We start from the raw sequence: 12773 nt of genomic DNA on the forward strand, positions 1-12773 counted from the left end.
GCCCCCCCCCCCCCCGGCCGCCGGGGGGGGGGGGGGGGCGGCCCGCCGCGCCCCCCCCCCCCCCCCCCCCCACCGCAGCAACCACTGCACCTTTGCGCGTGACGGGGAGATGTTCTTTGTGCTGGCAATCGGTCTGACCTCCTACGGCCCTCCCGAGGTACTGCACCCGGTGGAGGTGGACGAGCCGCACGCCGCGGCGGGCCAGGTCCGCATCCGGGTGCGTGAGCAGCAGCCGATCGGCCGCCTGGGCACCGCCGAGGAGATCGCCAACGCCGTGCTGTGGCTGTGCAGTCCCACCGCCACGTTCGTCTCGGCGTCGCCCTGCCCATGGACTCGGTTTCACGGCCCACTGACCGCCGGAGGCCTTCCAGGTTCTTGCGCTCGCACCCGCAGGTCGCATGGGAGGCACTGCCAGTACCTGGCATGACGGTGCCTTCCCCGCGCATCCGGGCGGCGGTTCCCTGGAGACGAGCGCCCACGGTGGGCGGCGCATCGGGCCCTGGCCGGTCCCGGCCCCGCCCGGCACCGCTGCTCTCCCACCTGTTCTTGGAGCTGCACCCCATGTCCCTGTCTGCTTCCCCCTCCCGCAGTGGCGGTCTCAGCGCGCCCGAGCGGCGCGGGCACCCGGCGGCGGCGCTGGCCACGGCCCTGCTCGGCTTCTTCGTGATCACGCTCGACGCGCTGGTCGTCAACGTCGCCCTGCCCGCTATCCGCAGCGACCTGGGCGGCGGCATCACGGGCCTGCAGTGGGTCCTGGACGGCTACACCCTGTTGTTCGCAGCGCTGCTGCTGTCGGCCGGCTCCCTGTCGGACCGCATCGGCGCCCGCCGTGCCTTCGGCCTGGGACTGGCCGTGTTCATCGCCGCCTCCACCGCCTGCGGCCTGGCACCCACCCTCCCGGTGCTGATCGCCGCCCGCCTCGTGCAAGGCGCCGGCGCCGCTGCCATGATGGCCTCCAGCCTGGCACTGATCCGCGAGGCGTACACCGACCCCGTCAAGCGCGCACGGGCGGTCGCCCTGTGGGCGGTGGGAGGCGCCGTCGCCTCGGCTGCCGGCCCCGTCGCCGGCGGCGCGGCCAGCCTGATCAGCTGGCGGATGATCTTCTTCATCAACCTGCCGATCGGCCTGGTCGCACTGCTGCTCCTCGCGCGCACCGACCGGTCCCCGCACCGGCCGGCCCCCTTCGACGTGACCGGGCAGGTCACCGCGGTCCTCGCCATGGGCGCACTGACGTTCGGCGCGATCGAGGCCGGCGAGCGAGGCTTCACTGCCCCCATCGTCTGGGGCGCGGCCCTGATCACCCTGGTGGCCGCCGCCGTGTTCGTGCGAGCGCAGGCCCGCGGCCAGGCCCCGATGGTTCCCCTGCCCCTGCTGCGCCACCGCACCGTGGTGATCTCCTGCGCGGCCGGGTTCGCGTTCATGGCCGGCTTCTACGGCATGGTGTTCCTCTTCAGCCTCTACCTGCAGCAGCACCGGGGCCTGTCCCCGCTGGCCACCGGAGCAGCATTCGTGCCGATGACGGTGCTGTCAGCGTTCATCAACCCGCTCTCCGCGCGGGCCGCCGAGCGCTTCGGCCCGCGCGTGCCGATCGGCTGCGGTCTACTGCTGATGGCGGCCGGACTGATCACGCTGGCTCTGGTGCCCGAGGCGACGCCGACCTGGGCGCTGGCGGCGCTGATGCTCCCGGTCGGCCTGGGCGGCCCGCTGGCCATGCCGCCCACCACCGCCCTGCTCGTCAACAGCGTGCCGGCGCAGCAGACCGGCACGGCCGGCGGCATGTTCAACACCTCCCGCCAGCTCGGCGGCGCCTTGGCCGTCGCAGTCTTCGGCGCGCTGCTGGCCGGCCAGAGCCACATGCCGACCGGCGTGCGCACCAGCCTGCTGCTGGCCGCCGCCATCGTCGGCGCCGCGGGCATCGCGGCCTGCCTCCTGCGCCCTGCCGCAGATCACCCGGTCGGCCCCGCCCCGGCTCCCGCCCCCCGGACCACCGGAGCGAAAGGACCCCTGCCGCATCCCGCCCAGCCCCGCACAGCGAAGGAGACCACCCCATGACCCCCTGGAACCCGCACGCACTGGAGCACCTCGCCGCCGCCGACGAACTGCACATCGCTCCCCGCCGCAGCGACGGCTCGCTGCGCAAGCCGACCACCATCTGGGTCGTCACCGACGGCGATCAGGTGTTCGTCCGCTCCTGGCGTGGCACCGACGGCGCCTGGTGGAAGACGGCCCGCACCACCGGCACCGGACACATCAGCGCCGGCGGAATGGATGCCGACGTCTCCTTCACCCCGGTCACCGACCCCGCCGCCAACGACAGCGTGGACGACGCCTACCGCGCCAAGTACGGCCGCTACACCGGTTACGTCGAACCCATGACCGCCGAACAGGCCCGCGCCACCACCCTGCGGCTGACCCCGCAGACCTGACCCCGCCCCCGCCACACGCCCCTTGGATGAACCGGAGACGCCTTTTCATGACCACCCTCGCTCTCATCGGCGCCGGACCCGGACTGGGCGCTGCCGTCGCACGCCGTTTCGGCCGCGAAGGCTTCGCCATCGCGCTCATCTCCCGCAGCCCCGAACACCTGGACGCACTGGCCGCTGACCTGCAGCAGGACAACATCACCGCGCAGGGCTTCGCCGCCGACGTACGCGACGCGAAAGCCCTGAGCGCGGCCCTGGACGCAGCCACCAGCACTCTCGGGCCCATCGAAGTCCTGCAGTACAGCCCCGTCCCGCACAAGGACTTCATGAAGCCTGTCCAGCACACGCGCCCCGAGGATCTGCAAGGCCCTCTGGCCTTCTCGCTGTTCGGGCCCATGACGGCCGTCGAGCAGGTCCTGCCGGACATGCGGCAGGCCGGCCGCGGAACCATCCTCTTCGTCAACGGCGGCAGCGCGGTGCGCCCGCACCCCGAACGGGCCGGCACCTCCATCGCGTTCGCCGCCGAGAGCGCCTACGCCCGCATGCTGCACGACAGTCTCGCCGCCGAAGGCGTGCACGTTGCCCAGCTGATCATCCCTGGCGCCATCGCTCCCGGCGACGAGCACACCGACCCCACCACCCTGGCCGACACCCTGTGGAGGATCCACCAGCAGCGCGGCGACTTCCGCCACTACGCCTCGCCGCTGGACACCTGATGCCCCGCGCCCCCTTCCGCCTGCACCATGCCGCCGTGCCGGCAGCCGCGGCGGCCACGATCCTCACCGCCGTCGGCTGCACCACCACCGGCCCTCAGACGGGTGCGCCCGCCACGACCGCGCAGAGCCAGCAGGCCGCCACCACAACACCACAAGAGAGCACCACCATGGACATCCAGCTCACCACCGACAATGGCACCTACCACGCCACCTTGAACGACAGCGCCGCCGCTCGTGACTTCGCCGCCCTGCTGCCACTGACGCTCACCCTCAACGACTACGCCGGCACGGAGAAGATCAGCGACCTGCCCAAGAAGCTGTCCACCGCAGGATCCCCCTCCGGGACCGCCGCCAAAGCCGGCGACCTCACCCTCTACGCTCCCTGGGGCAACCTGGCCATCTTCTACAAGGACTTCCCCCACTCCGAGGGCCTGGTCAAGCTCGGCGAGTTCACCGACAACATCGACGACTTCGCCCGACCCAACGGCAACTTCAAGGTCACCATCACCGCCGTCGGCTGAGCCGAGCAACCCTCCCACCGCCACCCCATTATTCGGAGGAGGCGCCTCGCAGGAAGAAGTGGTCCCATGGCACGCGTGTTCGTGATCGGCGCAACCGGAGGCGTCGGCAACCGCCTGATCAACCAGCTCATCGCCCGAGGCGACGACGTCCTCGCCCTGCACCGCTCACCCGAGCAGGCACGACGCCTGGCCACCGTCGGCGCGACCCCTGTGCAAGGCGACCTGACACAGCTAGACACCGCCGAACTCGCCGGACACCTGCGCGGCTGCGACACCGCCGTGTTCACCGCGGGCGCCCCGGACCAGGGGCCGGCCGCAGCCGACGCCGTCGACGGCCGCGGACTCGCCCTCGCCGTCGACGCCGCCCTCACCGCCGGTGTACCGCGCTTCGTGCACCTGTCCGCCTTCCCCGACGCCTGGCGCGACCAAAGCCTCGGGGCGGACTTCGAGCACTACATGAAGGTCAAACGCCGCCAGGACGTATACCTGACGGCAACCAGCCTCGACTGGGTGATCATCCGGCCCGGCACCCTCACCAACGCCACAGGCACCGGATCCGTGCGCCTGGGCGCGGCCATCGACTACGACGACGTGTCCCGCGACGACGTCGCCGCCACCCTCGCCGAGGCCGTGCACCAGCCCCGTCTGCACCGCACCATCCTCGAACTCACCCGCGGCACCACCCCCATCGCGCAGGCCGTCGCCGACGCCACGTGAACGCTCCCGCCCACCGGCCACAGCCCGGACCGGGCGCCCCCTCACAAAGAAGACTCCCCGTGCTCGGTCTTGAACTAGTGGTCCTGCTCGGAGCGACCCTGCTGGCCGCCCACCTCGGCGATCCGCCAGGTCCAAGCCGTGCGCACTCGCGTGTTCGATTATCTGTTCGATACCGTGGAGCGTGGGAGGTGAGGACAGTGAGCAACGGCATGACGCAGGCCGCGCAGTCGACGGTGATGCATGTGCGCTGCCCGGAACGGCTGCCGGAGGAGGCCTACCGGCATGTGCTGGAGCTCCTGGCGGATCTCTCCCTGGTGGTCCAGGCCCTGCCGCCGTCCGCGGCTCTGGTGGAACTCAAGGGCGCCCTGCGCTACCACGACGCCGACGCCCGCCACCTCGGTGAGATGCTGCGGGTCAGGTGCGTTTCGCGTCTCGGGATCGACGTCCGGGTCGGTATAGGCCCGACGATCACGATCGCTGCCACCGCCTCCGCCCAGATCGCCGACCCCGGAGGCGTCCTCGCCATCGCTCCCGAGCAGGTCACCGAATGGCTCGGGCCGCTGCCGGTGGAGGCCCTGCACGGCATCGGACCCCGCCAGGCCGCTGTCCTGCGCGACTACGGCATCCACTCGATCGGCCTGCTCGCCGCCGTCTCCCCGTCCACCGTGCAGCGCCTGCTCGGCAAGAAGGCCGGCCGGCTTGCCGCCGACCGTGCCCGCGGCATCGACCCCCGCCCCGTCGTCCCCCGGGCCCTGCCCGTCTCCGCCTCCGTACGACACCGCTTCTCCGACCACACCCTGGACGGCGCCGTCGTCCGGGCCGCACTGCTGGACCTCGTCGTCCGGCTCGGACTGCTGCTGCGCCGCCGCGGCCAGGCAGCCCAGGCCCTCACCCTCACCCTGCGTTTCGCGGGCGGCGCCAGCTGGGAGAAGACCCGCCGACTGCCCGAAGCCTCGGCGCACGACGAAGACCTGCGCACCCTCGCCTACCAGCTGATGGACGCCGCCGGCCTGCAGCGCGCCCGCCTGACCGGGATCATCCTCAAGGGCGAGGACCTCCTCGACGCCGACCAGGTCGCCCAGCAGATCAGCCTGGACCAGGCACGCGAGTCCCGACTGATCGCCGAAGGCGCGATGGACCGCATCCGCCGGAAGTTCGGCCCCGACGCGATCAACCCCGCCGCCGTCGCACCGTTCCACCGCGCTTCATGACCCCTCCGCGCTTCACCTCTCCCTACACGAACGCCATATATCAGACAAAATAGTCATACGCGCGTAATCACCATTCAAAGGCACGCGTGCTCGCTGCGTGCCAGGGGAGGCATGATGAGCCAGCAGCCGGTCCTACTCCCCTACGCCGACCCGTCCTTCCTGGCAGATCCGTTCCCGCTCTACCGACAGCTGCGCAAGGACGGTCCGGTCCGGCGCGTGGTCATGGCCGGCGGCCTGGACGCCTGGATGGTCACACGCTACGAGGACGGGCTCGCCGCCCTGTCCGACCCGAGGCTGAGCAGTGACGTCCGTGACGCCTCCGACCCGCGCCTCATGGCACAGCTGCCCGCTTTCGAGCGTGAATCGATGATGAGCAACATGCTGCGCTCCGACCCGCCCGACCACACCCGCCTGCGCCGTCTGGTCTCGAAGGCGTTCACCGCACGTCGGGTCGCCGAGCTGCGGCCCCGTGTTCAGGAGATCACCGACCGGTTGCTCGACGCGGTGGTGCCGGCCGGCCGGGCCGAACTCGTCGCGGACTTCGCGCTCCCCCTTCCCGTCACCGTCATCAGCGAGCTGCTGGGCGTACCGGTGGACGACCGGCACGACTTCCAGCGGTGGACCGACGCCATGCTCGTGCGCGGCGAGAGCATGCCGGACCCGGTCGTCGTCAACGAGGCGTGGCAGCGGATGCGCGCCTATGTGACGAAGCATCTCGAGGCCAAGCGCGCCCGGCCCGGTGACGATCTTCTCAGCGCGCTGATCAGCGCCCGCGACGAGGAGCAACGGCTGAACGAGGACGAGCTGATCGCCATGGCCTTCCTGCTGCTGGTGGCCGGGTACGTCACGACGGTCAACCTGATCGGCAGCGCTGTCGCCGCGCTCCTGACCCACCCCGACCAGCTGACCCTGCTCCGGGACCATCCAGAGTTGCTGCCGGACGCGATCGAGGAGTTCCTCCGCTACGACGGCCCGGTCAACCCCGGCATCGCCCGGTTCGCGCGCGAAGACGTCGAGATCGCGGGCGTGACCGTCCCCCGCGGGGCAACCGTGCTCATCGCGTCCGCGATCGCCGACCGCGATCCGGAACAGTTCCCCGACCCCGACAGACTGGACATCACCCGGCGCGACAACGGCCACCTGGCCTTCGGGCACGGCATCCACTACTGCCTGGGCGCGCCACTGGCCCGGCTGGAGGGCCAGATCGCCATCGGGACGGTGCTGCGCCGCCTGCCGGATCTCGCCCTGGCCGTGCCGCCGACCGAACTGAGCTGGCGACCCGGCGGTCTCCGGGGCCCGACGCGACTTCCTGTCACCTTCACCGCCTGAACATCCTTGAAACGCCCGATCACTCCGGTCGATTAGGGTTGCCCGATGTTCGAAGGAAACCTGGTGAGACTGCGCGCGCTGCGCTCCGAAGACGCTGAGCACCATGTCCGGTGGCGCAATGACCCGGAGGTGGTGCGCTGGGCCGCAGCAGGTGACCCGTGTTTCGGCCCGGTCACAGCGGAAGCGGTCGGGCTCGGCTTTGACACCATGCTGCGACTGAGCCCGAGGGAGTCGGCCGTGTTCACGGTCGAGGATCTGGCAGGCGGGAAAGTGATAGGCATGGCCGACTACCGGGACCTCGACCCCTACGCCGGAGTGGCCACGCTGGGAATCACCATCGGCGAGCGGGAGTTCTGGGGCCGCGGTCACGGCAGCGACGCGTTGCGGCTGCTCGTGAGCCACTTGTTCGGTGCGTACGGTCTGAGCCGGCTGGAGTTGGACACCTGGAGCGGCAACGAGCGCGCCGTGCGCGCCTTCACCAGGTTGGGCTTCCGCGAGGAAGGCCGCCGCCGGTCGGCTGTGCTGGTGGAGGGGGAGCGTTACGACCGCGTGCTCTTCGGAATGCTTCGCGAAGAGTGGGCGAACCCCGCGTGACGCCGTGAACGCCCCTTCCACGGGCTGAGGCCGGCAAGGACGAGGACGCCCAAGATCGCACGCCGGCGCTCGCGGAACGGGGCGGGCGCGTGGTGTCGTAGGAGACGCGTCCCGCAGGCAGGAAGAACAGAGCGATCAGCGCGCCGCCCCGCACCTCGGCACCCTCGTGGCGGGGCCGCCGCCGACGTCCGGTGGGTGCCGGCCACCGAAGACGGGCAACTCCCGGTCGCCGCCCGGCTCCGACCGGAACCCCGGACCTCCGCCATCAGTGACACTGCATCGCCGACCACGAGGAGGACGGAGGCGCGCGAGGAGGACGGGGGCGCGCATGCCACGGCGGGCTTCAGTGGTCCTAGGCGGTCAGTGCGCGCATGACTGGCTGGCCGCGCATGAACCGCGCTTCACTCGTCAGGCTCCCTTGGGATCGATCCTCCAGGGATCCGGGAGGCGCTCTACCGGCGGACCGCCGAGATCAGTCCGCCGGGCCGCTCCTCGCGCTGCGGCGGGGTGCTGATCGGGCGGCCGTAGGCGGCAGCGCGCTCGCGCAGGGTGTGGCTGTCGGCGTCCCAGCCGTGCCCGGCCAGCCAGCCCACCGGGTCGTCGGGCATCTCCGAGACCCACATGGACGCCGCCGATCCCGGCGCGGCGTCCGCGCCGAAGCGCTCGATCACGCCGCGCGAGCCCAATGTCAGCCCCATCCGACTGCCTGCCGCCGACTGCGTGCTGATCCGGGCCAGCAGCAGCTCCACCGCGTCCTCGGGCAGATAGATCAGTAGTCCTTCGGCGATCCACGCGGTCGGCACGGCCGGGTCGTGCCCCGCGGCGGCCAGCGCGCCCGGCCAGTCCTCACGCAGATCCACCGCGACGGTGATCCGCTCGCAGCGTGCGACGGCCCGCTCCTGACGCAGCACCGAAGCCTTGAAGTCCAGTGGTGCAGCGGTGTCGACCTCGAACAGCCGGGTGCCCTCGGGCCAGTCCATCCGGAAGGCCCGGCTGTCCATGCCGGCGCCGAGCAGCACGACCTGCCGGACCCCGGACGCGGAGGCCTGCTGCAACAGGTCGTCGAGGAACTTCGTCCTGATGACGATGGAGAACGACACGGCCAGCCGGCGGCGTTGCGCGGCCTCGTCATCGGGCAGCGGCGGCGAGGAGGGCCACAGGCCGCCGGCGGTGGCGAAGGCCTGTGCCAGTGGGTCGCGGAACAGCGCGTCCTCCCGCTCGGTCTCCAGCGCCCGCACCCTGGCCACCCCCACCGCCGTGGCCCACACTCCCGACGGCTGCACCCGCTCCCGCTCATCAGTCACCGCGCCAGCCTAGGTGATCGATTCCAGGGGGGCCTGGTGAGGGGAGCCAGGTTCATGCGCGGCCGGCCGGTCATGCGCGCACTGACCGCTCCATGTCAGTGATTTCTGAGATCACTGCCAGCTGTCGGTGCCGGGTGCAAGACTGCCCGGCATGATCGAACCGAACCCGAAAGCGGACCTCCTCCGATATCTGCAAGAGGCGCGTGATGCCCTGCTGTGGAAGCTCGACGGGCTCTCGGAGTACGACATCCGCCGTCCGCTGACGCCCACGGGTACGAACCTGTTGGGGCTGGTCAAGCATGTCGCCGGGGTGGAACTGTCGTACCTCGGCGACACGTTCGGACGGCCGTTCTTCGACGAGGAGCCGCCGTCCTGGTGGTATACCGAGGAGTCAGAACCCAACTCGGACATGTGGGCCACTGCGGACGAGTCACGGGAACAGATCGTTGGGCTGTACCGGCAGGCATGGGAGCACTCCGACAGCACGGTCGCGACGCTGGCGCTCGACGCGACAGGTCACGTCCCCTGGTGGCCGGAGGAACGACGCGAGGTGACACTGCACCACGTCCTGGTGCGCGTCATCTCCGACACTCAGCGGCACGCCGGCCACGCCGACATCGTGCGAGAGCTCATCGACGGATCCGTCGGATATGTGCAAGGCAAGGACAACCTGCCGCCGGGGGACCAGGCATGGTGGGAGGGCCACCGGAGCCGACTGGAGCGTGTGGCGCGGGAAGCCGACGGCTGATCTCACCCAGCGGCCGACCCCGCCGGCTCCGGGGTCGGCCATGCGACGCCGATCAGCCGGCCCGCGTTTGTTCGGCCATGACCCGAAGGCCTGGCGCGGACTCCGCGTGCCGAGCCCACACTCATGGAGTGATCTGGCTCACAGTCTGTCACAGCGCGCAGTCCCGCGGTGTCTTGAGGCGGAATCGCTTCGGACGGAGGAGACAGCGTGACCGAGGAGATCGAGGCGGTCGTGATCGGCAGCGGGTTCGCAGGTGTCAGTTCCCGTCAGCAGTCGGAGCTTGTCTCGACGTCAGCGGCCGGCCCTCCGCGCTGTGTCTGCGTGCAGGCCACGCACGGCGCGTAGGCCGTCGCGGGGTGGACAGCCTGACCAGGCATTCGAGGGAGAAGACCGAGAGATGACCGACCACACCACCGCCCAGACCGCGACCGACACCTTCGTCGCCCACCGCAATCTGCTGTTCACCGTCGCCTACGAGATGCTCGGCTCGGCGGCCGACGCCGAAGACGTCCTCCAGGAGACCTGGCTACGCTGGGTCAAGGCCGACCTGGGACAGGTGAGCGACCAGCGGGCGTACCTGGTGCGGATCACGACACGGCAGGCGCTCAACCGGCTGCGCACCATGAAGCGCCGCAGGGAGGCGTACGTCGGCCAGTGGCTGCCCGAGCCGCTGCTCACCACCCCGGACGTGGCCGAGGACATCGAACTCGCCGAGAGCATGTCGATGGCGATGATGCTCGTCCTGGAAAGCCTTTCCCCGACCGAGCGGGCGGTGTTCGTGCTGCGCGAGGTCTTCGAGGTCGACTACGACGAGATCGCCGAGGCCGTCGGCAAGACTCCGGCGGCCGTGCGGCAGATCGCGCACCGCGCCCGTGGGCACGTCGACGCCCGCCGGCCCCGCCGGACGGCCTCGGCGAGTGAGACCCGGGCGGCACTGGAGTCCTTCCAGCGCGCCCTCGACACCGGGAACCCCCAGGACCTCCTCGACGTACTCGCCCCCGATGTCGTTCTGCTCAGCGACGGCGGCGGCGTCAAACGCGCCGCGCTCAGCCCCGTCGTCGGCGCCGAGAAGATCGTCCGCTTCTGCCTCGGCGGCTCCGCCAAGGTCGAGGCCCCGATCACCTGCGAGCCCACCATGGTCAACGGCAGCCCCGCACTCGCCATTCACAGGGGCGGCGAGTTCGACAGCGTCATGGCCGTCCGTGTCGAGGACGCCCGGATCACCGGCCTGTACTTCGTACGCAACCCCGAGAAGCTGACCCGCGTCACCGCCGAGACCCCGCTCACCCTGCGCTGACGCCAACGGCTCGGAAGCACCCGCCTATCGCCGCACACCACACGAGGGACCACACCATGACCAGACAGACGACGGCCACCGCGCCGCGCGGCCTCACCTTCCTCAGGACCGCGATAGCCCTGCAGACCCTGACCCTCTTCTTCCAGGCGGTCACTGCGGGCATGCTGCTGACCTCGTCCCAGGGCCATCTGATGCACGAGGTCGGAGCGAGGGTGATGTACGCAGCCGCCATGCTGTACGTGCTCGCCGCGATCCTGGCCTGGCGCCCGGGCGGCGGCTCACCCCGCCCCGTCCTGTACGCCACCGGCTTCCTCCTGCTCGCCTCGGCACAGGTCGTGCTGGGCATCGCCCACGTGCCCTCGTTCCATGTCCCCCTGGGCGTGGTGATGTTCGCCCTCAGCACCCTGGCCCTGGCCCAGGCACTGTCCCCGCGCTCGCGGCTGCGCCCCGCCTGACGAACCCCGTGGGCCCGGGCGCGGCTGCGCATGGGGACTCGATCACTGCCGCACGGCGACCCCGGCGATGACCGGTCCGGAGTCACGGGCCCGCGATCTCACGCATGACGTGCTCACCCTGGCCGCTGCCGTATCCCACACCGTGGGCGTCGGCCGGGTCGGGGTCCCCCTGCCCGCACGGTATGAACCTGGCGAGGGCTCTCACTCGTTAGGCAGACGAGAGTCTCTTCTCACCTCTGCGGAAGGCACTGGGAGCGCGATCCGCCGGTGTCCTGACTGTCGCACTTGGGGCGCGTCCCTGACGGCCTGAGGAGCCACGACTCTCGGTCGATCCCTCTCCTGGGCAAATGCCGACAGGAGACGAAAGAGTAGGAAGTGTGGTCACATGCCGGACGAGAACCGCGTGATGGAATTCCTCGAGCGGGTGGTCGCTGACAACGCCGCCGCGTTCGCAGGGGTTTCGACGTCTCTGGGTATCCGCCTCGGACTGTACGAGGCGATGGCGGGTGCGGGGGCGCTCACCTCGGAGGAACTGGCCGAGAAGACGGGACTCGTCGAGCGGTACGTCCGCGAGTGGCTGGCGGCGCAGGTCGCCGGTGCCTACGTACTGCATGACTCCGAGACGAACACATATGTCCTGCCGGACGCTCATGCTGCTGTACTGGCGGATTCCTCTCTGCCGACGTACGTCGGTGGTGGCTTCACCATGCTGAAGGCTCTCTACGGTGCCGAAGAGGCGTTGGCGAGCGCGTACCGCAACGGCGGTGGCGTGAGCTGGCAGGAGTACGGGCCGGAACTGGCGGAGGGCGTTGCCGCCTTCTTCAAGCCCGGATACGAGGCAGTGCTGGTCCAGGAGTGGCTGCCCGCCATGGAGGGTGTCGAGGCGAAGCTTCGGCGCGGTGCCTCGGTAGCCGATGTGGGTTGCGGCTTCGGCCACTCGACCGTGCTCATGGCGAAGGCGTTCCCGGAATCCCGCTTCCATGGCTTCGACTTCCATCCGCCGTCCATCGAGGCGGCCCGGAAGCTGGCCGCGGAGGCCGGTCTCGGTGATCGCGTGACGTTCGAGGTCGCCGCCGCGCATGACTTCCCCGGCGCCGCATACGATCTCGTCACGTTCTTCGACTGCCTCCATGATCTGGGGGACCCCGCCGCAGCGCTCAAGCGCGTCGAAGAAACCCTCGCCGACGACGGAAGCTGTCTCGTCGTCGAGCCGAACGTGTCGGCCGAGCCCGGTGAGAACATCCATCCGATCGGCCGGTCTTTCGCCTCCACCTCGGCTGTTCTCTGTCTGCCGGCGGCGATGGCGCAGGACGGCCCGTACGCGCTGGGCAATCACCCGGGGCAGGACGCTCTCAAGGAGATCGCCGCCGAGGTGGGTCTGAACCACTGGAAGCTCGCCGTCGAGACCCTCACCAACCGCATCTACGACGTCAAGCGCCACTGAGGACTTCTGCTTCA

The 12773-nt window shown here is 70.5% G+C and carries 15 protein-coding genes; 14 read left to right on the forward strand and 1 reads right to left on the reverse strand.

The window, feature by feature from the left end; all coding sequences use genetic code 11:
- Nucleotides 1-109: 109 nt before the first annotated feature.
- From ACGFRF_RS34855 to ACGFRF_RS34895, 9 genes are all read left to right on the forward strand, one after another.
- Nucleotides 110-427 carry an SDR family oxidoreductase gene (locus ACGFRF_RS34855; protein WP_393746943.1) on the forward strand — a complete coding sequence of 106 codons (318 nt, stop codon included), beginning with the start codon at nucleotides 110-112 and terminating at the stop codon, nucleotides 425-427.
- Between the two features lie 134 nt (nucleotides 428-561).
- The gene (locus ACGFRF_RS34860; protein WP_393746945.1) at nucleotides 562-2052 is read left to right on the forward strand and encodes an MFS transporter; all 1491 of its coding nucleotides are present in this window, start codon (nucleotides 562-564) and stop codon (nucleotides 2050-2052) included.
- Entirely contained in the window at nucleotides 2049-2426 is a 378-nt protein-coding gene (locus tag ACGFRF_RS34865; RefSeq protein ID WP_393746947.1) for a DUF2255 family protein, read from the forward strand. Before ACGFRF_RS34860 ends, ACGFRF_RS34865 begins: the two co-directional genes overlap by 4 nt.
- A 47-nt stretch (nucleotides 2427-2473) precedes the next feature.
- Entirely contained in the window at nucleotides 2474-3139 is a 666-nt protein-coding gene (locus ACGFRF_RS34870; RefSeq protein ID WP_393746949.1) for an SDR family NAD(P)-dependent oxidoreductase, read from the forward strand.
- Nucleotides 3140-3174: 35 nt separating this feature from the next.
- Nucleotides 3175-3660 (forward strand): cyclophilin-like fold protein, encoded by a 486-nt coding sequence (locus ACGFRF_RS34875; protein WP_393746951.1) that lies wholly within the window; start codon nucleotides 3175-3177, stop codon nucleotides 3658-3660.
- A 66-nt stretch (nucleotides 3661-3726) separates the two neighbouring features.
- Entirely contained in the window at nucleotides 3727-4377 is a 651-nt protein-coding gene (locus ACGFRF_RS34880) for an SDR family oxidoreductase (protein WP_393746953.1), read from the forward strand.
- A gap of 209 nt (nucleotides 4378-4586) precedes the next feature.
- On the forward strand, nucleotides 4587-5588 hold the full coding sequence (locus ACGFRF_RS34885; protein ID WP_393747096.1) for a hypothetical protein: 1002 nt from the start codon (nucleotides 4587-4589) through the stop codon (nucleotides 5586-5588).
- A 114-nt stretch (nucleotides 5589-5702) separates the two neighbouring features.
- Nucleotides 5703-6917, forward strand: a complete 1215-nt coding sequence (locus tag ACGFRF_RS34890) for a cytochrome P450 (RefSeq protein ID WP_393746955.1) — start codon at nucleotides 5703-5705, stop codon at nucleotides 6915-6917.
- A 45-nt stretch (nucleotides 6918-6962) separates the two neighbouring features.
- Nucleotides 6963-7511 carry a GNAT family N-acetyltransferase gene (locus tag ACGFRF_RS34895; protein ID WP_393746957.1) on the forward strand — a complete coding sequence of 183 codons (549 nt, stop codon included), beginning with the start codon at nucleotides 6963-6965 and terminating at the stop codon, nucleotides 7509-7511.
- A 452-nt stretch (nucleotides 7512-7963) separates the two neighbouring features.
- Here ACGFRF_RS34895 and ACGFRF_RS34900 read toward each other — a convergent pair whose 3' ends face one another.
- On the reverse strand, nucleotides 7964-8779 hold the full coding sequence (locus ACGFRF_RS34900) for a class I SAM-dependent methyltransferase (protein ID WP_393747098.1): 816 nt from the start codon (nucleotides 8777-8779) through the stop codon (nucleotides 7964-7966).
- Nucleotides 8780-8966: 187 nt separating this feature from the next.
- Between ACGFRF_RS34900 and ACGFRF_RS34905 the strand changes: the two genes are divergently transcribed.
- The 5 genes from ACGFRF_RS34905 to ACGFRF_RS34925 all read left to right on the forward strand — a co-directional run bounded on the left by ACGFRF_RS34905 (nucleotide 8967) and on the right by ACGFRF_RS34925 (nucleotide 12759).
- Nucleotides 8967-9563, forward strand: coding sequence for a DinB family protein (locus tag ACGFRF_RS34905; protein ID WP_393746959.1), 597 nt, complete (start codon nucleotides 8967-8969; stop codon nucleotides 9561-9563).
- A 207-nt stretch (nucleotides 9564-9770) separates the two neighbouring features.
- The gene (locus ACGFRF_RS34910) at nucleotides 9771-9908 is read left to right on the forward strand and encodes a hypothetical protein (protein ID WP_393746961.1); all 138 of its coding nucleotides are present in this window, start codon (nucleotides 9771-9773) and stop codon (nucleotides 9906-9908) included.
- A 52-nt stretch (nucleotides 9909-9960) separates the two neighbouring features.
- Nucleotides 9961-10860 carry an RNA polymerase sigma-70 factor gene (locus ACGFRF_RS34915; protein ID WP_393746963.1) on the forward strand — a complete coding sequence of 300 codons (900 nt, stop codon included), beginning with the start codon at nucleotides 9961-9963 and terminating at the stop codon, nucleotides 10858-10860.
- Between the two features lie 56 nt (nucleotides 10861-10916).
- On the forward strand, nucleotides 10917-11315 hold the full coding sequence (locus ACGFRF_RS34920; RefSeq protein WP_393746965.1) for a hypothetical protein: 399 nt from the start codon (nucleotides 10917-10919) through the stop codon (nucleotides 11313-11315).
- A gap of 385 nt (nucleotides 11316-11700) precedes the next feature.
- Complete coding sequence (locus tag ACGFRF_RS34925) at nucleotides 11701-12759, forward strand: class I SAM-dependent methyltransferase (protein ID WP_393746967.1); 1059 nt, start codon at nucleotides 11701-11703, stop codon at nucleotides 12757-12759.
- The last annotated feature ends 14 nt before the right edge of the window (nucleotides 12760-12773 follow it).

This window comes from Streptomyces sp. NPDC048521 (assembly GCF_043199855.1).
In the GTDB taxonomy this organism is placed as follows: domain Bacteria; phylum Actinomycetota; class Actinomycetes; order Streptomycetales; family Streptomycetaceae; genus Streptomyces.